This is a genomic window from Streptomyces sp. NBC_00354 (genome assembly GCF_036106915.1).
GTDB lineage: Bacteria > Actinomycetota > Actinomycetes > Streptomycetales > Streptomycetaceae > Streptomyces.
Window position 1 is genome coordinate 4,115,903 of the sequence record NZ_CP107983.1, and the last position, 22,768, is coordinate 4,138,670.

The 22,768-nt window shown below is 68.3% G+C and carries 20 protein-coding genes, 1 tRNA gene and 2 pseudogenes; 14 read left to right on the forward strand and 9 right to left on the reverse strand.

The window, feature by feature from the left end:
* The first annotated feature begins 1 nt into the window (after position 1).
* The 6 genes from OHT74_RS18620 to OHT74_RS18645 all read left to right on the forward strand — a co-directional run bounded on the left by OHT74_RS18620 (position 2) and on the right by OHT74_RS18645 (position 3,769).
* The gene (locus OHT74_RS18620) at positions 2-202 is read left to right on the forward strand and encodes a DUF397 domain-containing protein (protein WP_328620824.1); all 201 of its coding nucleotides are present in this window, start codon (positions 2-4) and stop codon (positions 200-202) included.
* A gap of 222 nt (positions 203-424) precedes the next feature.
* Entirely contained in the window at positions 425-832 is a 408-nt protein-coding gene (locus tag OHT74_RS18625) for a hypothetical protein (protein ID WP_328620825.1), read from the forward strand.
* Positions 829-1,644: a hypothetical protein gene (locus OHT74_RS18630; RefSeq protein ID WP_328620826.1), complete on the forward strand. Its 816-nt coding sequence runs from the start codon at positions 829-831 to the stop codon at positions 1,642-1,644. The genes OHT74_RS18625 and OHT74_RS18630 overlap by 4 nt, the downstream gene beginning before the upstream one ends.
* Positions 1,625-2,740 carry a radical SAM protein gene (locus tag OHT74_RS18635; protein ID WP_328620827.1) on the forward strand — a complete coding sequence of 372 codons (1,116 nt, stop codon included), beginning with the start codon at positions 1,625-1,627 and terminating at the stop codon, positions 2,738-2,740. Before OHT74_RS18630 ends, OHT74_RS18635 begins: the two co-directional genes overlap by 20 nt.
* A 14-nt stretch (positions 2,741-2,754) precedes the next feature.
* Positions 2,755-2,886: a hypothetical protein gene (locus OHT74_RS18640; protein WP_328620828.1), complete on the forward strand. Its 132-nt coding sequence runs from the start codon at positions 2,755-2,757 to the stop codon at positions 2,884-2,886.
* A gap of 82 nt (positions 2,887-2,968) precedes the next feature.
* Positions 2,969-3,769 carry an aminoglycoside phosphotransferase gene (locus OHT74_RS18645; protein ID WP_328623344.1) on the forward strand — a complete coding sequence of 267 codons (801 nt, stop codon included), beginning with the start codon at positions 2,969-2,971 and terminating at the stop codon, positions 3,767-3,769.
* 93 nt (positions 3,770-3,862) lie between these two features.
* Here OHT74_RS18645 and OHT74_RS18650 read toward each other — a convergent pair whose 3' ends face one another.
* From OHT74_RS18650 to dcd, 3 genes are read right to left on the reverse strand one after another with little or no spacing between them, the layout of a single operon-like run.
* Positions 3,863-4,360, reverse strand: coding sequence for a phosphoribosyltransferase (locus OHT74_RS18650; protein WP_328620829.1), 498 nt, complete (start codon positions 4,358-4,360; stop codon positions 3,863-3,865).
* A gap of 39 nt (positions 4,361-4,399) precedes the next feature.
* On the reverse strand, positions 4,400-4,792 hold the full coding sequence (locus OHT74_RS18655) for a phosphoribosyltransferase (protein WP_328620830.1): 393 nt from the start codon (positions 4,790-4,792) through the stop codon (positions 4,400-4,402).
* On the reverse strand, positions 4,789-5,376 hold the full coding sequence (gene dcd / locus OHT74_RS18660; protein WP_266996052.1) for a dCTP deaminase: 588 nt from the start codon (positions 5,374-5,376) through the stop codon (positions 4,789-4,791). Before dcd ends, OHT74_RS18655 begins: the two co-directional genes overlap by 4 nt.
* 481 nt (positions 5,377-5,857) lie before the next feature.
* On the opposite strand from dcd, the gene OHT74_RS18665 reads away from it, so the two are divergent.
* Positions 5,858-5,928: transfer RNA gene (locus OHT74_RS18665), tRNA-Gly, on the forward strand.
* Positions 5,929-6,199: 271 nt separating this feature from the next.
* Here OHT74_RS18665 and OHT74_RS18670 read toward each other — a convergent pair.
* Positions 6,200-6,370, reverse strand: a complete 171-nt coding sequence (locus tag OHT74_RS18670) for a hypothetical protein (protein WP_266944027.1) — start codon at positions 6,368-6,370, stop codon at positions 6,200-6,202.
* A gap of 120 nt (positions 6,371-6,490) precedes the next feature.
* On the opposite strand from OHT74_RS18670, the gene OHT74_RS18675 reads away from it, so the two are divergent.
* The 5 genes from OHT74_RS18675 (at position 6,491) to OHT74_RS18695 (ending at position 10,080) form a co-directional block, all read left to right on the forward strand.
* On the forward strand, positions 6,491-6,754 hold the full coding sequence (locus OHT74_RS18675; RefSeq protein ID WP_266996048.1) for a hypothetical protein: 264 nt from the start codon (positions 6,491-6,493) through the stop codon (positions 6,752-6,754).
* A gap of 491 nt (positions 6,755-7,245) precedes the next feature.
* Entirely contained in the window at positions 7,246-7,449 is a 204-nt protein-coding gene (locus tag OHT74_RS18680; RefSeq protein ID WP_031143202.1) for a cold-shock protein, read from the forward strand.
* Positions 7,450-7,761: 312 nt separating this feature from the next.
* Entirely contained in the window at positions 7,762-9,276 is a 1,515-nt protein-coding gene (locus tag OHT74_RS18685; protein WP_328620831.1) for a DEAD/DEAH box helicase, read from the forward strand.
* Between the two features lie 46 nt (positions 9,277-9,322).
* The gene (locus OHT74_RS18690; RefSeq protein WP_328620832.1) at positions 9,323-9,727 is read left to right on the forward strand and encodes a CBS domain-containing protein; all 405 of its coding nucleotides are present in this window, start codon (positions 9,323-9,325) and stop codon (positions 9,725-9,727) included.
* 41 nt (positions 9,728-9,768) lie between these two features.
* Positions 9,769-10,080: an SCO5918 family protein gene (locus OHT74_RS18695; RefSeq protein WP_328620833.1), complete on the forward strand. Its 312-nt coding sequence runs from the start codon at positions 9,769-9,771 to the stop codon at positions 10,078-10,080.
* 108 nt (positions 10,081-10,188) lie between these two features.
* On the opposite strand, the gene OHT74_RS18700 is transcribed toward OHT74_RS18695, so the two are convergent.
* Positions 10,189-10,548 carry a hypothetical protein gene (locus OHT74_RS18700; protein ID WP_328620834.1) on the reverse strand — a complete coding sequence of 120 codons (360 nt, stop codon included), beginning with the start codon at positions 10,546-10,548 and terminating at the stop codon, positions 10,189-10,191.
* Positions 10,549-10,709: 161 nt separating this feature from the next.
* A pseudogene (locus OHT74_RS18705) lies at positions 10,710-10,859 on the reverse strand (PRC-barrel domain-containing protein); the annotation flags it as partial.
* Positions 10,860-11,855: 996 nt separating this feature from the next.
* Here OHT74_RS18705 and OHT74_RS18710 point away from each other — a divergent pair.
* A complete protein-coding gene (locus OHT74_RS18710; protein WP_189738544.1) occupies positions 11,856-12,194 on the forward strand; it encodes a MerR family transcriptional regulator in 339 nt (112 codons plus the stop codon).
* A 1,160-nt stretch (positions 12,195-13,354) separates the two neighbouring features.
* Here the strand turns inward: OHT74_RS18710 and OHT74_RS18715 are convergent.
* From OHT74_RS18715 to OHT74_RS42150, 3 genes and pseudogenes are all read right to left on the reverse strand, one after another.
* Entirely contained in the window at positions 13,355-13,795 is a 441-nt protein-coding gene (locus OHT74_RS18715) for a hypothetical protein (protein ID WP_266665547.1), read from the reverse strand.
* Between the two features lie 85 nt (positions 13,796-13,880).
* On the reverse strand, positions 13,881-20,027 hold the full coding sequence (locus OHT74_RS18720; RefSeq protein ID WP_328623345.1) for a DNRLRE domain-containing protein: 6,147 nt from the start codon (positions 20,025-20,027) through the stop codon (positions 13,881-13,883).
* Between the two features lie 350 nt (positions 20,028-20,377).
* Positions 20,378-20,596, reverse strand: a pseudogene (locus OHT74_RS42150) (IS982 family transposase); the annotation flags it as partial.
* Positions 20,597-20,912: 316 nt separating this feature from the next.
* Here OHT74_RS42150 and OHT74_RS18730 point away from each other — a divergent pair.
* Positions 20,913-22,688 (forward strand): hypothetical protein, encoded by a 1,776-nt coding sequence (locus OHT74_RS18730; protein ID WP_328620836.1) that lies wholly within the window; start codon positions 20,913-20,915, stop codon positions 22,686-22,688.
* Positions 22,689-22,768: the final 80 nt, after the last annotated feature.

Here is a 22,768-nt window from a genome sequence, read left to right on the forward strand (position 1 = left end):
CATGACCGATCAAATCAACTGGCAGAAGAGTTCATTCTCGGGAGCCGACGACAATCAGAGCTGCGTCGAGCTGGCCCCTGTCGCCGGCGCGATCGCGATGCGGGAGAGCGACGACCCTGACGTGATCGTCACGACGTCCGTCGCGAAGCTTCGCGCGTTCATCCTCGGTGTGAAGGCAGGGGAGTTCGACCACCTGATCTGACGCGCCCAAGCGCCCGCGCCCCTCACCAACTTCGGTGAGGGGCGCTTGTCATATGCCGGTACAACTTTGGGACGGCGCACCATTGCTACGCCCGTCCCAATGGCGCTACCGTCGTCCCGATGTTGCATCGGTGACGGCCCGTAAGCCATCGGTGACGACACTCCCTTGCCGCGTGCCGGAAAGGGAGCGATGGACGCCCCACCGCCGCGGAGGAGGTAAGCCGTGTTCGCTCAACTCGCCACAGCTGAACAGCCCATGCTTGCTGCCACCCGCGAATATTGGTGCGAGGCCCTGCTGCACCACGCCGACGTGGATCGCTTGCCCGAACCGCGTTCGTTGAGCCTGCTGCCTGACCCGATGTCCGCAATGCGTCTGCTGCGCCTACAGCTACGACAGAACGCGCCCTTCGGCCTCGACATCGCCGAACTCGCCCGCGCCGCAGCGTGGTTGGAAGACGGATGGGTGCAAGCCCTTGGTGCGCTTGCGCGCAATGAGCCGTGCGGATTCCGGGTGAAGCTCCCTCAGGGCGAGTACCTGGAATGGGTCATACGCCCGGTGAAGGTGTACCCCGCCGCACCGACCGAGGCCCTAGCCCAACGCCCCATCACACGTAGGGAATTACGCCGTTGAGCACCACCCTGGCAACTGATCACCCGGCGTGGATGATGCCCCCGGGCCTAAACGGGGAAGCGCTGCGGGTCGTCGAGTACAAGGGAGTTCCCTGGCTCGCTCACTGGCAGGGCGCCGGCCTCGTGCTGCGCCCCCTCGGGACGGACGACGCCGAGGCGCCGACGATCAGCTACACCTCGGCGATTATGCTTCCCCGCGAACGTGAGCAGGACCGCCTCGCGCAGAGCCTCGCGCGGCTCGGCACGGTCGCCCGACTCACCACGCCAGATCTGTGGGACTCGATCACCGCGGCGATCTTCCATCACTTCGGCCGAGACAAGCAGGGCGCCGCGCTCTACCGCAGGTGGTGCGCAACGTTCGGGCGCTCTCACGACACGTTCGCCGGTCCCCTGGCCATGCCCCCCACGGCCGCTACGGTCCTGCACCTCAGCGATCAAGGGTTCGACGCGATCCGTCTCCGCTTCTACAAGCCGCTCTTGCGAGCAGCAGCTCGGGCCTACGTCGACAACGCCGACGAGTGGGCGACCCTCGAACCTGACCGCCTCTTCAAGGCCCTGTGCGAGGTACGCAGGCTCGGCGCGTGGACTGCCGCCGCGGCGGTCGCCGACTACACGGGCGACTTCTCCCTGTACCCCCACGCAGACCGCGCTCTGCGCACCCGCGCCCGCCGCGCACAGCCTGATCTCGACCTGCCCCAGGACGACGCCGCGTTCATCGCACTGTGGCGCTCATGGGCGCCCGACCGCGTCGAGCTGCACACCCTGACCCTGTTCACTCTCACGTGGGGGGCCCATGCCGGTACCTACTCATGAACTGATCGTCGCCCCGTTCCTCGATCAGTTCCTCGTCTTACGCCCGGGGGACGCGAGAGGCGTCAAGATCAAGGGGCACCACTACCTCGAACTGCGCCAGGCCGCCGAGGACAGCAGTCCCATTCCCACATGGCTGCACACCGCAGCGCGTAGGCAGTGGGGCCTCGACCTCGACGGAAAGCTGTCGAGCAGCGCCCTACTCGTACGCGACTACTCCCCACACGGGCACGGCCGCGCCTCGTACGAGGTCAACAACGGATGCAACTGGGCATGTGATCACTGCATCTACGGCGACAAGCGGCACGAGGGTCTGCCGTGGGAACCCCGGCAGAAGCTGCTGCACGTCCTGCGCGATGCCGGCGTGCTGTGGATCGAGCTTGGCGGCGGCGAGTGCACCATCGACCGCTACTTCCCTGAGACGTACGCGCTCGCCTACGACCTCGGCATGATGGTGGAGATCCTCACCAACGGCTCGACCCTGTTCCGGCCGCGCATGCTCGACCTGCTCACCACCCGTCGCCCGTACCGCGTCACTATGAGCGTCTACGGGGCCACCGAAGCAACGTTCGACGCGTTCACCGGGCGCCGCGGCGCGTTCAAGAAGTTCATGCGCGGACTGTCCGCCGCACGCGAGGCCGGCCTGCCTCTGTCCCTCAGTGTGGTCGTCACGCGTGACAATGCGCACGAGGCCCCCGCCATGCGCGCACTCGCCGCGCAGTACGCGCCCCGTGTCCGCGAGTACAGCCACATGTCGCCAGGCTTCGACGGCGGCGCCGAGCCTCTCGCGCTGCAAGCTCCCGAGTACCTGAACCCTCGCACCCCCTTCACCGGATGCGACGCCGGCCACACGTCCTTGAACGTGTCCCCCTTCGGCATGGCGAGCGTCTGCAAAATCTCCCGCGACCACACGATTCCGCTCCTGCGGGACGGGGTCGCGGGTCTGTCCCGGCTCGGAGGCTACGCCGACCAAGCACTACAGCGTCAGGGCGGTTGCACCGGGTGCAGCCTCCAAAAGAGCTGCACCACCTGCATGCCGCTCGTGAAGCTGCACCGCAAGGCCGACTCGCCCCTGAACCGCTACTGCCAACACGCCTGAAAGGAGGTGGACCCATGAGCATTGCTGTCGCCGTTCAGATCACGGCGCGTCCGGCCGTCGACGATGAGATCGAATTCGTCGCCGACCTCGACGCCGTCGCCGGCAACGAGGTGATGCGCGGCTGCGGGGAAGACAACCCGTACTAAGCCGCCACACCACCCCGGGGCCGTCCGCATCACGCGGGCGGCCCCGGCACCGTTCCAGCCCTACACTCCCGCCGTGGTGACCATGAGAATGCATTGGGAAGACCTACCGACCAGCACCCGCGCCGCCGTCGCCGCCCACACCGGGCCTATCTACGCGGCCACAACCGCGGACAGCGGGCAGAACAGCGAGATCGCCGCCACCCTCGACACCCGCGCGGGCCTCATCTTCGTCAAGGGGCTGCGCCGTGATCACCCTCGCGTGTGGACGCAGAAGCGCGAGGCCACGATCAACCCGCACGTGACCCCGCTCGCGCCACGCCTGCTCTGGACCGTCGAGGCCGACGAGTGGAACCTGCTCGGGTTCGAGCACCTCGACGGCCGCCCCGCCGACTACCGCCCCGGAGCGAACGACCTCCCCCTCGTCGCCGAGGCGATCATCACCCTTTCCACCGTGCGCGCGCCCGCCGACGTCGAGCTGAAAGAGATCGAGCAGCGGCTCGCGGACTACGTCGACGATCCCGACGACGTCGCGCTGCTCCGCGGCGACACGCTGCTGCATACCGACTGGACACCCGACAACGTCCTGATCGTGAACGACACCGCCCGCGTCATTGACTGGGCATGGCCCACCCGCGGCGCCGCATGGATCGACGCAGCCTGTTGGGTCGTGTGGCTCGTCGCCGCCGGCCATATGCCCGCAGACGCCGAGCTGTGGGCCGCCAAGACCCCCGCATGGGCCACTGCACCCGCCCGCGCGCTCGACGTCTTCGCCACGGCGCAGCAACGCCTATGGGCCAGCATCGCGGCCGGCGCGCCCGAGATCGCATGGAAACAAAACCTCGCCACAGCCGCGCAGCAGTGGGCCGACTACCGCCGCAACTGACAACGGACCGAGCGACCAGGCCGCCGACATGCCACCGCCCGCCAGCGCAGGATGCGCTCGGCGGGCGGAGTCATGTTCAGCGGCGGGCGCCGGTCAGGCGTCGAGCACCTGGCCCTCGCGTTTCACCACGGGCGGCTCGACCGACCAGGGGAAGTTGATCCATTCGTCGGTCTTCTTCCACACGTACTCGCATTTCACGAGGCTGTGCGACTTCTCGTAGATGACCGCGGACCGGACCTCGGCGACGTGCCCGAGGCAGAAGTCGTGCACGAGCTTGAGCGTCTTGCCGGTGTCGGCGACGTCGTCGGCGATCAGCACCTTTTTGTTGGTGAAGTCGATCGCCTCGGGCACAGGGGCCAACATAACGGGCATTTCAAGCGTCTGACCCACACCGGTGTAAAACTCAACATTCACGAGGTGAATGTTCTTGCAGTCGAGCGCGTACGCCAGACCGCCGGCCACGAACACGCCGCCGCGGGCGATGCTCAAGATGATGTCCGGCTCGTACCCGTCATCGGCGATCGTCTGCGCCAGCTCGCGCACCGCCCGACCAAATCCCTCGTAGTTCAGGTTCTCGCGTACGTCGCTCACGGTGTCTCCCGCAGCCCAGAAGCTGCCGTCGGTGGTAGTTCAGATACGAGCGGCCGACGGGCGGCCCAGGGTGCAGCGGCGGGCCGCGACGGGGCGACGAGTGGCCTTACGAGACACGCCCCCGTGCGCCCGACCGTGTGATTTACTCGGGACAACCAACGTGGTCCCGAGTTCGCTCCGGTGATCACTACACGAGGTCGTGCTCGGGACAACCAGCGTGGTCCCGACACCCGTGTAGAACTCGACGTTCACGAGGTGGATGTTCTTGCAGTCGAGCGCGTACGCCAGACCGCCGGCGACGAAGACGCCGCCGCGGGCGATGCTCAGGATGATGTCGGGCTCGTAGCCGTCGTCGGCGATGGTCTGCGCGAGCTCGCGGACGGCGCGCCCGAAGCCCTCGTAGTTCAGGTTCTCGCGTACTGCGTCACTCATGCGTCGTGCCTCACCTGGGTGCGGTGGAAGTTCTGGAAGGAGCGCGAGGCCGTCGGGCCGCGCTGTCCCTGGTACCGCGATCCGTACCGCTCGCTCCCGTACGGGAACTCGGCGGGCGAGCTGAGCCGGAACATGCACAGCTGCCCGATCTTCATCCCGGGCCACAGCTTGATCGGGAGGGTGGCGAGGTTCGACAGCTCGAGCGTGACGTGCCCCGAGAACCCGGGGTCGATGAACCCGGCGGTCGAATGCGTCACCAGCCCCAGGCGGCCCAGGCTGGACTTCCCCTCCAGCCTGGAGGCGATGTCCTCGGGCAGCGAGATGACCTCGTACGTCGAGGCGAGTACGAACTCCCCCGGGTGCAGGATGAAGGCCTCGTCGCCCTCCGGCTCGACCATCCGGGTCAGGTCGGGCTGCTCGACCGCCGGATCGATGTGGGCGTAGCGGTGGTTCTCGAACACCCGGAAGAAGCGGTCGAGACGTACATCGATGCTGGAGGGCTGCACCATCGATTCCTCGAACGGGTCGATGCGAACCCGTCCGCTGTCGATCTCGGCCCGGATGTCTTTGTCTGAGAGAAGCACGTCCCGAGGATACGCAGTGCGCGCGGGCGTCCCGCAATCGAGAGCGGGCGCCCGCGCGCCTGTCGGACTATCGCTTGACGGCCGCACCGACGGGCACGGCATGCCTCAGCCGCGCACACCGCGGGCACCGCAGCAGCCGCCCGGGCCCGATCCGGCCGGCACCGAGGTGCTGCAGCGGGAACGAAGCGGTACTGAAAACGTGCCCTTCGGCACAACGGACGACGGTGTTCTCCATCGAGTCCCTTTCCCCAACCTGCCGTACTGCGACGAATCGCCACATTAGGGGATGATCGCGACCTGCTCCAGCCGCCACTCCAGCGGTCCTCGAGCACCACTGCGCACCCGTACGGTACGCCCCAACTCCCGCCCCCACGACCCTCGGTGTACCCCACACACGACGACGACCCCGCGGCCGATTCACCGGGGGTCGATCATGGGGTAGAGTGTGCAACGCTACTGATCCAGGCAACTGGAACGTTATGCGGATGTAGTTTAATGGTAGAACATGAGCTTCCCAAGCTTATAGCGCGGGTTCGATTCCCGTCATCCGCTCTTGAACGAAGGCCCAGGTCAACGACCTGGGCCTTCGTCGTTGTCTAGACCTGTTAGGCCCTCCCGTGCCCTCCACGTGCCCCAACTGGCGGGAACGCCCTGCTCGGAGGGTCTTCCGCGCACCACTTGCACCACACGGGCGCCGCCGATCTCGGATCGCGAGACGCATTCTCGATGGCCTGCGTCACACCACTGCCCCTGCCGCGCGAATTCGCTTTCCCAAAGAGGCGGTTGGCCGGAAGGGTCCGGGGCAGACCCGCGACGGGACTACTTAGTCCTCTTTCCCCGCCAACACGCGATCGGCGGCGTAGTGCGGGCAGGTAGGGACATGCCACGTCACCGTCACCCAGCGCCGGTCGGCGGCGATGGTACGGGCCTGCCCAGTGGCCGGGCAGGCCGCGCAGTGCGGGCACACGACGGTTTCGAACTTCAGCTCAGCCATCACCCACGCCACCTTCCCCGCCAACGGTGCTCGCGACGAGAGTGCCACGCCTCCCGGCGGGACACGCTTCACACACCGGTCTCCACTGATGCGGACCGTCTCGCCAGGAGGTTCCCGCGAGTGCCGATGGATGAAGGCAGTGACCCTGAGCAGGACACTCCGGCAGAGCGGCCGGGCACGGATGGTCCTGCCGTTCACGTGTGGGCCACGGCCGGCCCACCATGCCTTCCCGCTGAGGCGGCCGCCACCGTCGAGGCCATCGTGCGGGCTGTGCACGATGGCGATGATGTTCGCATCCGGATCCTGCTGGCAGCCTTGGTCGACGTCGCCGACACCGAGGTTCTCCTCCACCTGCGAGAGCGGCTTCGCGAACGACCGCAGTGACGGTCAGAAGCTATGAACAGCCGTGTAGCAAGTGCGGGGCTGGTCGCGCCTCACTGCCGTGGGCGCCCCAGCGACCGCCATGGAGCACCTGCGAGCTGCTGATCCCTTCGAGAAGGCGCTGCGCACCCAGCCCGCAGGCTCGCGTCCCGATGGACTGCACGTCGCAACTGGCGGACACCCTTGCCCCCGAAACGCTGCACTCGGGGGGAATCAATATCTGTCCCCGCGGTCAGAGAGTTTAATGGACCCCGCAGGGAGAGTTTTTCCGCGCCGCACACGATGGAGATATTTCGCGCACACCAACCGCTGCGGCGTGCTAGTGTCGATCTCGGTTGCAGTTTTGGTACCCAAAAACTTCAAGTGCTCCAGTCGGCCTTCGCGCCACATTCGAGCACTTCATATTTCCGGGCAGTTTCCGGCGGGGCATCATCGCGGCGACACGGTGTCCGTACAGTGCGGACGCTGGTGTACTGCCCCAAAGGAGATATGACATGGCATCTGGCACCGTGAAGTGGTTCAACGCGGCAAAGGGCTTCGGCTTCATCGAGCAGGACGGTGGCGGCGACGACGTCTTCGCCCACTTCTCGAACATCGCCGCCCAGGGCTTCCGCGAGCTGCTGGAAGGCCAGAAGGTGAACTTCGACATCGCGCAGGGCCAGAAGGGCCCGACGGCCGAGAACATCGTTCCCGCCTGACGCTGACGCGCATTTCGTAGCTGGGGCCCGCATCCCTCGGGGTGCGGGCCCCAGCTGCACACATTTCCCGCAGTGGTGTCACCTGCGGGACGAAGCATTCAGGGTTACAGCCTCTTCGGAGCTTCAACCCCACTCGACTTTTCTGGATTTCGCGTCCACATGACGCCACCCCATCTCAGCGCCTGCGACCGGACAGAATCTCTGTAGTCCAGAGTCGCTTTTGCATTCCATTCGGCCCGTTCTTGCGATTCCCTGCGCTCCGTTTCCACTGCGGGAATTCCTTGATACGTGCCGTATCAAGGAAGGTTCCAAATGAACCGCACTCGTACGAACGACCGTTCCTCTCGCACCCGCGGCCGCACCGGCGGCCCCGCTTTCGGCGCTGCCGCCGGTTCGGGGCGGGGCAGCCGCTTCGGCTCGTCGGCCCCGAGCCGTTCCGGAGGTCCGAGCCGCTCCGGCGGCTACGGCCGCCGACCCGCCGCGGTACAGGGCGAGTTCGCCCTGCCGAAGACCATCACTCCCGCGCTGCCCGCCGTCGAGGCCTTCGCCGACCTGGCCATGCCGGCCGCGCTGTTGGCCGCTCTCGGCGCGCAGGGCGTGACCGTGCCCTTCCCGATCCAGGGCGCCACCCTGCCCAACACCCTTGCGGGCCGTGACGTGCTCGGCCGCGGGCGCACCGGCTCCGGCAAGACCCTGGCCTTCGGCCTCGCCCTGCTGGCCCGCACCGCCGGGCAGCGCGCCGAGCCCCGCCAGCCGCTCGCCCTGGTCCTCGTCCCCACCCGCGAGCTGGCCCAGCAGGTGACCGACGCGCTCACGCCGTACGCCCGCGCCGTGAAGCTGCGCCTGACCACCGTCGTCGGCGGCATGTCGATCGGCAAGCAGGCCGGAGCGCTGCGCGGAGGCACAGAGGTCGTCGTAGCCACGCCCGGCCGGTTGAAGGACCTCATCGACCGCGGCGACTGCCACCTGAACCAGGTCGCGATCACCGTCCTGGACGAAGCCGACCAGATGGCCGACATGGGCTTCATGCCGCAGGTCACCGCGCTGCTCGACCAGGTGCGCCCCGAGGGCCAGCGGATGCTGTTCTCCGCCACCCTGGACCGCAACGTCGATCTGCTGGTCCGTCGCTACCTGACCGACCCGGTCGTGCACTCGGTGGATCCCTCGGCCGGTGCGGTGACGACGATGGAGCACCACGTGCTGCACGTCCACGGCGCCGACAAGCACCGGACAACCACCGAGATCGCGGCGCGCGAGGGCCGGGTGATGATGTTCCTCGATACCAAGCACGCCGTCGACCGGCTGACCCAGGACCTGCTGAACAGTGGTGTCCGGGCCGCCGCCCTGCACGGCGGGAAGTCGCAGCCGCAGCGCACCCGCACCCTCGCCCAGTTCAAGACCGGACACGTCACCGTGCTGGTCGCCACCAACGTCGCCGCACGCGGCATCCACGTCGACAACCTCGACCTCGTCGTGAACGTGGACCCGCCGACCGACCCCAAGGACTACCTCCACCGCGGCGGCCGCACCGCCCGCGCGGGCGAGTCCGGCAGCGTCGTCACCCTGGTCACCCCCAACCAGCGCCGCGACATGACCCGCCTCATGCAGGCCGCCGGCATCACCCCGCAGACCACCCAGGTCCGCTCGGGCGAAGAGGCCCTGAGCCGGATCACCGGCGCCCAGGCCCCCTCCGGCATCCCCGTCGTCATCACCGCACCGGTCGTCGAACGCGCCAAGCGCAGCACGGCCTCCCGTGGCAGGCGACGGCCCGCTTCGACGGTCCGGCGTGTGAGCGGGCGGCAGTCCGCCTTCGATGCGGCGGCCTGAGAACCACGTGATCAGGAAACTGACCCATCTCTGCAGGAGGCACGTTTTGACGCTGGTCCAGATGCAGCCCCGCTCGGCGGACGCCAACCCTGTGCACCGGACGGTGGACGACGCGATGGAGGCGGCCGGTCCACAGGTCTGTGACGACATGACGGTCGAGGTGGCCCTGGCCGTCATGGCCGGCGCCCGCGCGGGTCATCTGCTCGTCTGCGACGAGGACGGCCTGTGCACCGGGCTGGTCACGCAGGCTCAGCTCACGGCCATCCGCGACAGCGCGGCGTACACCGACCAGGTCCGTCTCCGCGATGTTCTCGGCGACCGTGAGCCGTTCACCTCGCCCATGACCACGATGGCCGAAGCCGAACACGCGATGCGCTACCGCAGGCTCGATGCCCTGCCCGTCGTCGATGACCAAGGCAGCGCTCTGGGCGTCCTCGCCCTTGCCCGCTGAACCGCCTCACGACCGTCCCCTTCTTCTTCCTGTGAGGCAACATGCGCTGTGTCATCGCCCGTTTCCCGTTCGACCTGACCAAGAGCGGTGTCCTGGAGTCGATGAAGGGCGTCAAGCCCGAGCAGGTCACCGGCGAGTCCGTGATCATCGGCCGCCGTACCTACCCCGTCAAGCAGGTCGGTCAGGTCATCACCCGCCAGGACCGCCGTGACTTCAGCGCCGGTGAAGTCCTCCGGGCCATGACCCAGCTCGGGTTCACCTGCCGCGGCCTTCCCCGGGCCGCCGTGCCCACGCATGTCCTCAGCCCGCTCCAGCAGGCTTCCGCGATGCTCGGCATCCCGGTGACCGTCTGACGGGCAGGACCGGTGCGAGCCGACACCCGCACAGCGAAGAGGGCCCGACCGGCAAGCGCGCCGGTCGGGCCCTCCCGCGTACCCAGGGGTTTCCTACGCGACGCCGGGTCAGTGGTCGGAATAGCTGAAGTCGCCCATGGTCCAGGCGCTGATGTCCGCGATCGAGACGCGGTACATCCCACCCGTCTCCGGGATCCCCACCGTGCCCTGAAGGATGCGGGCCACATGGAAGTGCAGATGGGTGGGCGGCCCCTCCCGGGGTGTCGTGGCGGTGAAGATGGCGGCGAACTCGCCCAGGCGGGCCGAGTCCGTCAGGACCTCCGACACCCGCTGCCTCCACACGGCTTCGGGAGCCAGCCGACCGGTGATGACAGCGCCACCGGTGACAACGGTCAGGGACATCTGATTGCTCTGCCCGGACTCCACCAGGGTGGCGACGTCAACGAGCAGCTCGTCAGGCTTCGACATGAAAGCGGATTCTATTCACCGGCCGTCCCGCCTGCTCGGGCGGTCGCACTACCGGCTCTCAGCGCAGTGTGCGGTGATGCCGGCCGGAGCGTCGGATGTGCAAGACCAGGTACACCAGGGCGGCGACGAACACCACGATGCCGATGATCAGCAGGTCAGCGGCGGGTGGGCAGCCCTACCTGGACGGTGGCCATGGCCGGCTCGTCGGTGCTGGTGTCCACGTAGATGGCCTCCAGCGTGCCGATCTTATGGCCGCCGGCGTCGACGACGTCGTGGGTCCGCCACTCACGGACATCCGCGCTCTGGATCATCCCCGGCGTCCCTTCGCACGCCGGTGCACCCGATCCGGTGCCCTTCCAGCCTGCCCGCAAAGCCCGCCCACACCAGCCTGATCGCCCGCGGCTCCATCCCGGGCGGCCGGCCACGACGTCACCGACCGGTTTCCTTGTGCTCTCCGGCTCATCGCGCGCGGAGCCCCAGCGGCGCCGCTCCGAGCCGTGGCGGGTGTCCCGTGCCCGGTGTGGCCTCACTCCTTGCCCCGTTGCCGTTCGAGGTCGATTACCTCACCGTCGAACACGCGGAAATCTATGACGGCCGGAGTAGACATTGGGCGGTGGCGTGGTTATGGTTTCTCTCGTAGCCCAGAGAGACAGCAGGGCCCGGCAGAGACGAACTGCCGGGCAGCAGTACCCGCAGTTGCAGTGCGCAGGACGGTGCGGTGGTGGAGTTCCGAAGCCAGGGATGTTGCAGGACGGCGACGGGACTGACGACCGGACCGGGTGGCCCGCAGTGATCAGGGGCCGCCGTCAGAAGTACCGCAGTTGACGCAGTGGCAGTACCCGTAAGTGCAGTACCCAGCAGTGAAGTCAGTGAGCAGCACCTCGATGAAGGCGTCGGCTGCGGACGCGCGCACCGGGAAGTTCGGCAGTGGGGTTCTAAGCCAGAGCAGACGCACGATGGGCGACGGGGCTGGCTGCCGAAGAGTGGCGCTGGGTCAGGCCACCAGCAGTACGCAGTAGAGCGGTACCAGCAGTAGGCAATCGATAACCGAGGGAAGAACGGAGGAGCCGAGCGCCATCAGGATCGCCCGGGCGGCAATCTGAGCCCGGGTACCGCAGGACATCGATAGTGAGGTGGTCTCCGGTCAAGCAACCGCGATCCCCGCACTCCCGGCAGCGTGTCGGCCGGGTCGGCGGAAACACAGGGTCGGCGCAGTATCAGGGCCGACAGATGGTGTAGTAGTTCCTTCGGGGCCCTGGTGCCGTACGGCACCAGGGCCCCTCCATGCGTTCCATGAGAGAGGTTCAATGACAGCAGACGACTCGTTCGGCCGTCTCGACGACGACGACTACCCCGCCTACACCATGGGCCGGGCCGCCGAGATGCTCGGCACCACCCAGGGCTTCCTCCGCGCCATCGGCGAAGCCCGCCTCATCACCCCGCTTCGCTCCGAGGGCGGCCACCGCCGCTACTCCCGCTACCAGCTGCGCATCGCCGCCCGCGCGCGGGAACTCGTCGACCAGGGCACGCCCATCGAGGCCGCCTGCCGCATCATCATCCTCGAGGACCAGCTCGAAGAAGCCCAGCGCATCAACGCCGAATACCGCCGCGCCGCCGAATCATCCGCGCCGCCGTCCTCGGCCTGAGATGAGAGTGCCCGCCGGCATCGGCGGGCCGCACGCCCCCAGGGCGGCGTTCGCGCGACCGCCCCGCTTCGGTCGTCATCATCGGTCGTGCTGCAAGCCGGGTGGTGGGCGGAGTGCTATTCAGGCGCTGATGCTTCTGTGAGGTCCGCCCCGGCGTCAGCGCTGCGCGTGTCCTGATGGGTGCCGTGCCAGTCCAGACACATGACCGTGGCGTCGTCCTGAAGGCGGCCGCTGTGAGGTGCAGCACCGCTGCGACCAGGGCCCGGGAGGCCTCCCGGGGGTGGAGATCGCGTGTGTCCACGATCAGAGAGGGCAGGTCGAAGTCGGCGAGCAGCTGCGGGGCTACCTGGGCGAGGGCGGCGCGGATCGCCTCGGGCTGGGCGGGCGGCTGCGGGATGGCGGACGGCTGGGGCGCGGTGCACATGCGGCTTCGGTCCTCTCCTCCTGGTCAAGTTCGCGCGCACGGTAGGCGTTGGCAAGGGTGGTGACGTGCTGGCGGGACCAGCCGACGCGGCGGCCTGCCGCAGCTTTCTGCCCGTAGCGGTCGGCGGAGCCGATCCGGCCCACCGTGCGATTGAGGTGCGCCTGCGCCCGCGCAAGGGCCTGCTCGGCCCGGCGGACGGCCTTGAGGGCAGGAACGGGTACCGCCGGCGCCGATGAACAAGGGCCGCTGGGCAGCAGCCCGCCCATACCGCGGTCACCAGGACGGCCCGAGTGCACGACGTCAGCCCTGCGGGAGGCCGTGCCACAACGTGCCAGTAGGGGCGGTAAACAGCGGTCTCCACGGGGTTCGCCGGGACTAGCCGACACGACCTCTCGGTGGGCGTTCTCGCAGGTCAGGCGCTATACACACACCCAAGTGCCGGGTGATTCCCAAGCTTATAGCGCGGGTTCGATTCCCGTCATCCGCTCTTGCAAGAAGGCCCAGGTCAGCGACCTGGGCCTTCTTCGTTGTCTAGGCCCCTCCGACCCTGCAGTGCCCTCCGCGTGCCCCAACTCGCGGGAATGCCCTGCTCGGAGGGCCTCTGGTGCACCGCTTGCACCACATGAACGCGAAGCCGTCTCGAATTACGAGACGACTTCCCAGTGACCCGCGCCACAAGAGTAGGCACAACAGGCCCCCTCCGGGCATCGCCCGGAGGGGGCCTGTTGCATGCCGCTCATGGCCGATGGGTCTCCCACCAGCCGGTCAGCTCCGCCACGCGGGCGTCGAACCGGCGGTCGAGGAACGACATCGGGGCCGCCAGGGTCAGGCATTCACCGGTCACGAGGCAGACGCTCACGCGGCGCACCCCGGCGGTGCGGTGGATGTCGATGCCCGAGACGTTCGCCCAGGGGATGCGGCGCTCCCGTTGCCCGAAGGCCGTGAAGGTCACCAGGTATTCGGGGGTCAGCCGGGCCCCCCTGAGGCGCGGCAGGACCAGCGCGCCCACGGCACCCGCGCCGGCCGCGTACGCGCAGTCCCGAAGTTCGGCGGCCGTCATGGGGTCCGCGGTCCACCGCAGGCCCAGCTGGAGCAGGCCCGTCGCCAGGGCGATGCCCAGGACGACCGGGACTGCGACCTGTGCGGCGGTCAGCCGCAGTTCGACGGTTCCTTCCATGTGCCGCACCGCGGCATCACCTGCCTTTCCTTTGCTGGGGGTGGTGGGGCGTGGGGGCCCGACCGGGCCCCCACGCCCCACTCGGCTACCCCCTACAGTTGCGGTTTCCGGAGCTCACGTTGCCGGGCCGGGCCCAGCCCCAGACCCATCCGTAGCTGTAAGTGGCACCCATCTGCCAGGTGAAGCACCCGCCGCGTTCCGCCGCGGCGTTGATGTGGTGGACCGCCCACCAGGTGTAGGCCCAGGCGAGCGCGACGCACACGCCGATCGCCACGGGGTGGGTGAGGCGCTGGCACAGGTAGGCCTCGGCGATTGCCGCGCCGGCGGCGCCCAGGGTGCCGAGGTCCTCCTTGAGCATCTTGGTGTGGAATCGGGTGACGTAGAAGGTGCACGAGAACGTGTACCCCCACCATCTCCAGCTGGTTCCGCAGGTGCGGACGTACGCCATCCGGCCTGAGGGGTCGAACTGGTTGCCCGGGTCCTGGTTGGCGTAGTCGTACGCGGTGGCCGAACCGCCGTACACCGGGTCCGAGGTGAGGAAACGCCCGGTGGTCGGGCTGTACATGCGCACGCCCATCAGCATGGTGCCGGTCACCGTCTCGGAGGAGCGCTGCTGGCCGCCGAGCCATCCGTAGCGGGCGGACTGCTGTCCGGTGCGCGGGTTTCCGAACTCGTCGGCGTCCAGGGCCACCGGGGCCTTGGACGTGTCGAGCGGGAGCAGCATCGCGACGTCGCCGTGGATGTTGGTGAGCTGGAGGACCACGTCGCCGGTCTTGCCGGTGGTGGCCGCCAGCGCGCCGGTCGCGGAGGTGATGTGCCGGGTCACGGCGCCGGTGGTGATGTCCTCGGTGATCCAGCGCGGGCTGTCGCCGTCACCGCTGTAGTGGTTGACCTTGGACGCGGTCTGGGTCCAGTTGGAGCCGCTGCCGCTCTCGGTCGTCCACGAGCGGTAGCGCAGCGCGGAGTCCAGCTGCCAGGTCTGGCGCAGGGTGCCGGCCGTCTGCTGGTGGGCGAGGTCGTTCGCGTAGTACGCGTTGGTGCCGCCCGGGGCGGCGGTGGTGCGGCCGAGGTTGTCGTAGCCGTAACCGGCGTCGACGATCCGGTCCGCGCTGTCGTAGGTGAAGGTGGTGGAGGTGGCTCCGGTGGACGTGCAGTCAGCACCGGGGGCGGCGACGGCGCGGGTGAGCGAGGTGCGGTTGCTGCGGTTGTCGAAGGCGTACGTGCGCCGGGTGCAGACCGTGTCGGCGGTGTCGTCCACCGTCTTGAGGCGGCCGGCCGCGTCGTAGCCGTAGGACTGTCCGGACCAGCCCGCGTGGGTGGCGACCTGACCGTGCGCGGACTGGGCCACCGTGTCGGTGTAGACGGTCATGCCGTCGCTGTCCCGGGTGTAGGTGCGGGCGGTGGTGGCGCCGGTGGAGTCGGTGACGATGCCGAGGGTGTACCCGCCGGGCAGCTTCTCGGTGCTGACCAGGCCGTCCGCGTCGTACGTGATCGCGGAGGCGCCGGCGACGGAGTCGCTGGTCGCGGTGGCCATGCCGCGGGGGTCGGCCGTGGTGTCGTAGGTGAGTGTGGTGGTCGACGGCGCGTTGTCGGTGATCTTGACGGGACGGCCGAGCAGGTCGTACTCGGTCGTCGTGGTGCCGCCATCGGCGTCGCCGTACGAGATCTGGCGGCCCAGCTTGTCGTACGCCCTGGTGATCGTGCCCCCGGTCGGGGAGGTGGTCTTCACCGGGCGGCCGGTGGCCGTGTCGTACTCGGTGGTCGCCTCGGGGACGGCCTGGCCTATGCCCGCCGTGATCGTGACCTTGGTCGGGCGACCTGCCGCGTCATACGTGGTGGTGGTGGTCCGGGTGGTGCCGTTCGCGGTCTCGGTGCTCTTGGCCGGGGTGCCCCACCAGCTGTACTCGGTGGTGGTGGTCGCCAGCTGCGAGGGGTTGGTGCCGCCGCCGGTGATGGCGCCCGCCGGACCGGTGGTGCAGACCTGGTCGGCCCACTCCGGGCGGCCCTGGCAGGTGCCGGTGCCGGTGCCGGACCAGTAGGTGGTCACGCGGGTGGCGGCGTCGGTGCCGGTGGCGCCGGGCAGCAGCTTCTTGGTGACGCGGCCCTGGGCGTCGTACTCGGTCTTCTCGGTGATGGCCAGTCCGGCCGGGTCCTTGATCTGCTGGGTGGGCAGGCCCCTGGCCCAGTCGTAGACCGTCTGGGCGACGCGGGCCTCGCCCTGGACGGTCGGGTGCTCACGCACCTGGGCGCCCGTGGTGACCTTGGTGATCTGGTTCTTGACCTTGGCGGTGCCGTCGGTGGGGCGGCCCGCGTCGTACTCGTTGACCGTCCAGGAGCGGGCGGTGACGGAGGTGCCGGCGGGGACCAGGACGGTGGCGCCGTCCTTCAGGTCCGCCGTGAGGTCGATCCGGTGCAGCGGGCCGAACTCCTCGAGTTCGCGGATGCCGCTGCCGTCGTAGACCGAGGTGGCGGACAGCAGGTTGGCGCGCTCCTCGGACGCCAGCTGCGCGATGCCCAGCTCGGCCTGCTTGGCGCGGTCCGAGGCGGTCAGGCCGAGAGCCAGCGAGCGGTTGGCGGCGGTCAACTCGCGCACGGAGTTGCCGAACCGGTCGTACTCGCGGCTGGTGATGTGGCCGCCGGGGGCGGCCGTGTTCACCTCCTGGCCGGATACCCCGAGGTAGTGGATTCCGGCGCGGCCGTAGGAGGTTGCACTGAGGGCGTCGCCCGAGTTGGCGGCCGGGACGCTGTCGGGAGCGAAGACGGCGGTGGCGTCGGTGGGCGCCTCCACCTGCCCCCAGGTGCGGACGTCCGTGGCGCCCATCGCGTACGGGGCCTTCGCACCGGTCAGCGGCACTTCGTAGACGACCGAGATCTGGGCAGTGCCCTGCTCCACATCGGCGCTGCCCTGGGCGAGCCCGGAGCGGGACGCCTTCAGCAGCATGCCGTCACCGGCGGTGGCGGAGCTGCCTGCCTGGCCGTAGGTGAAGGTCCAGGGCAGCTCGCCGGCCGGGGTGAGCCCAGTGACGCGGCCCGCCGAGTCGTAGCCGTACTCGGTCTTCAGCGCGGGGCTGATCTGCGGGTTCCAGTACTGGCGCAGCCGGCCCGCGTCGTCGTAGAGGTAGTTCGCGACGGTCTTGGCGGTCGCGGTGGCCGCACCGGGCTCGGTGGACCACACCTTGATCTCCTTGACCTGGCCGGCGAAGTCGCCGAAGACCAGGGAGGTCGCGGTGGTGGTGTTGGCGTAGACGTACTCCAACACCCGGCAGCCCTTGGTGTTCGGCGCCGAGGTGCAGGTTCCGGCGCTCGCCGCCGAGGTGGGGGCGGCGATGCGCTTGGGGCGCGCGTACGTCTTGCCGTTGACGACGATGGTCTCGGAGAGCGTGGTCGTCGTGGAGTTGGTCAGGCCGTCCTGGACGATGCTGGAGACCTGCCAGGTGGCGACGGCTGGGTCGGTCTTGGTGAAGGTGGTGACCGTGCCCTGGTTGTTGGTGAGCGTGAAGGAGCCGGTGACGCTGCCGGTCAGCACCAGCTGCTCGGCGCCGGGCTCGGGGATCCAGCCGTTCTGCGCGGCGTTCGCGGTGAAGTGGATCGAGTCGCCGCCGGTGGTCACGACGTCCACGGCCGTGTCGGAGACCCGGCGGACGTAGGTGTAGTCGGACTCGACGCGCTCGGCGGTGGCTCCGGAGACCCATTCCTTGCCGAAGATGGCCGCCTGGCCCTCCTGCTCCGCGCCCTTGCCGGGAGTGCGGGAGGAGGCTGTGCGGGAGACCGACAGGCCCAGGGCGGAGACGTCGGTGCCGGAGAGCGTGTAGTCGCCGGTCAGCAGGTTGACCGTGCCGGGGCCGATCTCGTCCGAGTCGGCGCCTTCCGCGTTGCGGTCGATGACCGCGGTGAGCGGCTGTGTGCTGCCGGAGGCGCTGTTGGGGCCGGTGAAAACGGCCTTGATCTGGACGGTGCCGTCGGGGTTGACGGTGTCGGTGGCGTTCCATACCAGAGGGGCGTTCTTGCCACCGGTCAGCGGGACGGGCCAGGCGGTCAGCGGGGTGCCTGCGGAGGTGACGTGCCCGGCCGGAATCTGCACCCAGGGGTCGGCCTCGGAGCGGCGCCAGGAGAAGGACACCTGGTCGTACTTGGTGGCGTCGGCCTCGGCGACGAGCGGGAGCCGGCGTGCCGTGATCTCGCCGTCGCCGGGCTGGACGAAGCCGCCGGGGCTGGCGTGGAAGGTGTACTCGATCGGCTCGGACTTGTTGTCCGCCTTGTCGACCGTGCGAACCCGGAGGGTGTGCGTGCCGTCCTTGGGCGGGGCGACGGATATCGCCTTCGCGCCGCCGGCGCCGCCGGTGGCGACCTTGGTCCAGGTCACGCCGTCCAGGGACCATTCGAGCCAGTTGTGGTCGGCAGCGGGCGGCGTCACGTTGAACGTTCCGGCCTGTCCGGCGCCCTTGACCCAGGCGCTGGACGGGTAGTCCGTCGAGGTGATGCCGGTGGGGGCGGAGGGGGCGGTGGTGTCGACCGTGAAGGTCTTCCACTCCGACCAGCCCAGGTTGTAGTGGGCGCCGTCGTACGGGGACGTGCGGAACTTGTACGTCTTGCCGCTGGCCAGCACTCCGGCCGGGACGGTCACAGGGGCGACCTGCCCGGAGTTCACCCAGGGGGAGACGAGGTAGTTGCCGACCTGGGTGTCGGTGACCGAGTCTCGGATTTCGAAGGTGCCGTTGACCTTGTCGCCGTTGACGTCGGTGAAGGTGTCACGCAGCGTCGGGGTGACCGTGTTGACGGTGTAGGCGCCGCCGTAGGAGAAGTACGGCGGGCCGGCCTCCTGCTTGGTGCCGGTGCGGGGACGGTAGTTGTAGGTCACCGTCAGCTTCGGCACGTTCGACGCCGCGTTGGCGGAGTTCACGCGCTTCCACGGGGCGGACACCGACTCGTCGGTGGCGCGCAGACCCATGTTGCCCTTGGCCGCCTTCGCGGAGGCCCATTCCTGCACTAGCGTCGTAACGTCGGCGTTGATCCAGCCGTCGGGCGCGGAGGTGCAGGCGGGATTGCCCTTGGTCTCCGTGGAGGTCGCCTTCTTGGCCGTCCAGGCCGGCTGCGCCGTCCAGCGCGAGGACGTGGAGGCGGCCCCGGCGGACCACACCTCCCACGACTGCGCGGTGCAGGCGGTGTTGCCGGAGTGGAAGTTCCAGAGGCTCAGGTCGGCATCCATCACCAGCGCGTCGGAGATCGGCGCGGTGTTCCAGGAGATGAAGGAACGCGCGGTACGGAAGGTCCCGTCGCCGTTCTTCGTGCCCGGGTTGCCGAGGTCCAGCTCGGTGTCGGCCGACCAGTCGACCGTCTCGCCCTGCTGGACGTAGGTGTCGAAGACGCTCGAGAGCGCCGAGGTCGACGGGTCCACCGTGACCGGGTACTTCGTCGCGGGGTCGGCCAGGAACTTCGCGTCCGGCGTGACGACCAGGTCGATCGAGGAGCCCTTCTGGACCACCTTCAGGTCGACCCCGACCCGGCGGGTGTGCTCACCCGAGACCGGATCGACGGTGGCGTCCCACATCACGGGGGCCGGCATCACCGCGGTCTTCTCGTTCTTCTTGTCGGTGAACACCACGCTGCCGTCGGCCTGCTGCGTGACCTTCAGGCCCTTGGCCTTCAGCGGCAGGGTGTACGAGAAGCCCGCCACGGGCTTGGCCTTGACCTCCACGAACTGCTCGAAGCCGGTGCGGGTGGCTTCCACGACCACGTCCGCGCCGGGCACGGCGTCGGCGTACGTGGCCCGGGTGCCATCCAGCTTCGGCGCGGAAAGGCCACCCCGCCACTGAAGGGTGATCGCCTCGTCCCCGGAGCCGAGGGTCACCAGGTCGGTGGCCTTGGCGTCGGACTTGCCGGAGAGCCGGAGCCCACGGGGGTGCGCCTTGGAGGCGACGGAACCGTCCGACAGGGCCGTCAGGTCGACGTCGACATCACGCCACTCGCCGGACTCGGCGTCCTTGAACCGCACGGGCCCGGCGGCCAGCTCCGTCGTCAGCGAGCCGTCCTTGTTGACCCAGGTGGTCGAGGACTCGGTGCGCTCGGACAACGCCTCGACGCGCTTGCCGGAGAGCCGGGCCGCCACGCGGGCGGAGGGGATGTCGGCGGCGAAGGCCGGCGCGGGCCTGCTCGGCACCGGTGCACGGTCGACAGCCTGCGGGCGGACCGTGGCGAGCGCGGACTCAGCGCCGTAGAGGGACGTGGCGGCCATCAGGACCGCCAGGCCCACCGCGGTGACGCGGCGGGAGGGGGTACGGCCGGGTGGGCCGTACCGGTGTGACTGGGAAAGCAAGTTCCCCCCAAGAAATGAGCTTCAAGCAGGCGCTTGACCGCATGTGATCTACAGACGGCAAGGGGAATGTAATGTTCCGGCGCGGCTGAAAAGTATCCCTAATCGGCCAGAATCAGATCATGGCCGAGGCATCGTTGCGGGATCTTGATAAACCGATCGGTAGCGAGGTCGCGACACGGGCCGAGCGGAACCCGCCTCCGCCCGCCTTCCGACACGGACAAACCCGCCACACACACTTCAGGTGCCGTCAGCCCTGGAAGATCACTGAAATTCTGGGGTTCTGGCAACTGCCGCACCGACTTGAGGAGGTTCTCGCCCTTACATTTCTTCTCGCGCTTGAACGACGGCCGCAGCAACTCCGCGCTCCGGAAGGCCAGATCAGCCTCGAACTCCATGGATGCGAAGCCCTTGTCCGCGAACACGAGCAGCCCCGTCCGGTCCATGGCCAGGTGCGGCTCGCGGTCCAGCACCGCGGCCAGCACGTCCCGCCCGATGCAGAAACAAGGCGTCTGCTGCCCGGCTCCACCCCAGCGCACCTCGCAGAGCGTCGATGAGGAGATCCTCAGCAGAGCCAAGTCCATGTGTCGGCGGCCGTCGCTTAGGAGGAGGCCGGCCAGCAGGGCGCGATGTTCGAAATGACTGCTGCAACGTAGGTCATCAAGACTTCAAGAGTCGACCTCACCGTTGCCATGATGCAGGTACTGTCCACGGCTATGGGAGATGCCAAGCGCCGCTGCACTCAACTGGTATCAAAGTGGCGACCCAGCCGTGCTCGTGCAAGCAATCCACTGCGATGTCAGGTTCGTGGGCGAAGCCATGGCCGCCCTTGCCTCCGGACCTCGCACACACGAGCAGCTGCTCGCCCTGGCCAGTGAAGAATTCGACCTACGCTGGGACACCACGGCTCCTGTACGCGATCGGACGTCGTGGCTCGCAGTCACGGGGATGGTTGAACTCTTCGACCGCCAAATCCACCTGACGGAAGCAGGCCGCAGCGTGTTGGCAACCATCGCGCTGGGGAGGCCCGACTCCGACGGAACCGACACGGCCGTACAGCTCCCTCCCACTGCCAAAGCCGTCGCCCACCTCATCGAGCAGCTCGACGAGGACGCCCTCAGGGAGAGGGCAGATGGCGCGAATCTCTACGTCCCCGGAACCTCCGCAAACGGCGGCACGCTGGACGCACTTCAGGTGCTCACCGAGGCGGCCATACACTCGATCACTGACGCAGAATTCGTGCGGTTCGTGCAAGGAACCTTTCCCAAGGCCCAAACTGTAGCCACAGCACGTACCGCGAAAGACACTCTGAAGGCTCTCGGGCTTATTCAACGGACATCATCCGAGAGTTGGGCCGTCACGCCGGCTGCCCTTGCTTGGGTCGAGTCGGGCGAACCGCTGGACCTTGCGCGCACGGTTCATGCAGCGATTGGCTTCTTCGGCGAGGTGCTGGGCGAGCTGGACAAGCCGGGTCGGCCCACGACCGGCGCGCTTGCGGAACGCAGCGCGCGCTACCTCCCCAATCGTGGAAAGCCACTGCACCGGAGCGCGGTCAATACCCGCCTGAACTTGCTGGAGGCCTGTGGCCTCGTCACCCGGCTCTCGCAGACCGCTTACCGTACAACGGCTCTCGGTCGAGCGTTCAAGGAGTCGCTGCCCTGCTCCCTCGCGGACGACACCATATCTCGCACGCCAGCCGACGGCGACGCCGTGAACCAGCACGGCGCCAGTCCTTTTGACAACATTCAGCACTCCAACTCACCGGGATCGGACATCGCAGCGGAGTTGGAGAGTGCCGCGCGGGACAGTGCGAACCCCAAGCGTTTGGAAAAGGCCGCCGTCGTCGCGTTGGGCTACCTGGGCATGCCAGGCAAGCATGTGGGCGGCAACGGAGCAGTAGATGGTCACGTGAGATTCGGTGTTGGCGCGGACTCGCAGATCTTGGCCATCGAGGCGAAGACGTCGGCCACAGGTCGCGTTGTGGATCAGTCGTTGTTCGGGTTGGCGGAACACCGCGCGGAGATCGGGGCGCATGTGCATCTCCTCATCGGCCCGGGATTCGAACGTCGCATGCTCAAGGAAGCCAACGACGACCCCGCCATCGCCGTCATCAGCACCGGGCTACTGGCCGAGGTAGTCCGCCGCCAGGAACAGACGCCGCTCACCCTGACCCAACTGGCTCCCCTCGTCGATCCAGCCCTTCATGCAGCCCAGCGTGAAGATGCCATGCATGGGTACTGGGAGGCCCAGGAGATCCGTGGCCAGCTCGAATACGCGCTTGTCGACATCCTGAATGTAGAAGCAGAGGATCCGCTTGAGGAGGGTGGCTGGCTCGATCTCACCTCGGTCCGACGCGAGCTTCGGACCCGCGGGTACCGCGTCGGAGAAGAAGCCGTCGTGGAAACCCTTGAATTCTTGGCCTCTGCCCGGATCGGAGTGCTTCAACGCTCCGAGCAGCGCTACCGCTGTACTGCCAGTATCCACACAGCAGGGCAGCGTATCCGGGCTCTCGGGCACCAGTGGGTAGCAGCCGCAGTACTCCATCAGCGAATGCGCTCAGGAGACGAGGCCGCCCAGGCATAGTTGGCCTCCCGGTCAACATGCAGCTGGCCAAATTGGGCCCACGACTGCGTGTGCAGCGTCGGCACGGCGCCTAGGAACGA

Coding starts and splice junctions, on each gene's coding strand:
- OHT74_RS18620 (WP_328620824.1), top strand. CDS start 2: ATGACCGATCAAATCAACTGGCAGAAGAGTTCATTCTCGGGAGCCGAC.
- OHT74_RS18635 (WP_328620827.1), top strand. CDS start 1,625: ATGCCGGTACCTACTCATGAACTGATCGTCGCCCCGTTCCTCGATCAG.
- OHT74_RS18640 (WP_328620828.1), top strand. CDS start 2,755: ATGAGCATTGCTGTCGCCGTTCAGATCACGGCGCGTCCGGCCGTCGAC.
- OHT74_RS18645 (WP_328623344.1), top strand. CDS start 2,969: ATGAGAATGCATTGGGAAGACCTACCGACCAGCACCCGCGCCGCCGTC.
- OHT74_RS18655 (WP_328620830.1), bottom strand. CDS start 4,792: ATGAGTGACGCAGTACGCGAGAACCTGAACTACGAGGGCTTCGGGCGC.
- OHT74_RS18670 (WP_266944027.1), bottom strand. CDS start 6,370: ATGGCTGAGCTGAAGTTCGAAACCGTCGTGTGCCCGCACTGCGCGGCC.
- OHT74_RS18680 (WP_031143202.1), top strand. CDS start 7,246: ATGGCATCTGGCACCGTGAAGTGGTTCAACGCGGCAAAGGGCTTCGGC.
- OHT74_RS18685 (WP_328620831.1), top strand. CDS start 7,762: ATGAACCGCACTCGTACGAACGACCGTTCCTCTCGCACCCGCGGCCGC.
- OHT74_RS18695 (WP_328620833.1), top strand. CDS start 9,769: ATGCGCTGTGTCATCGCCCGTTTCCCGTTCGACCTGACCAAGAGCGGT.
- OHT74_RS18700 (WP_328620834.1), bottom strand. CDS start 10,548: ATGTCGAAGCCTGACGAGCTGCTCGTTGACGTCGCCACCCTGGTGGAG.
- OHT74_RS18710 (WP_189738544.1), top strand. CDS start 11,856: ATGACAGCAGACGACTCGTTCGGCCGTCTCGACGACGACGACTACCCC.
- OHT74_RS18715 (WP_266665547.1), bottom strand. CDS start 13,795: ATGGAAGGAACCGTCGAACTGCGGCTGACCGCCGCACAGGTCGCAGTC.
- OHT74_RS18720 (WP_328623345.1), bottom strand. CDS start 20,027: ATGGCCGCCACGTCCCTCTACGGCGCTGAGTCCGCGCTCGCCACGGTC.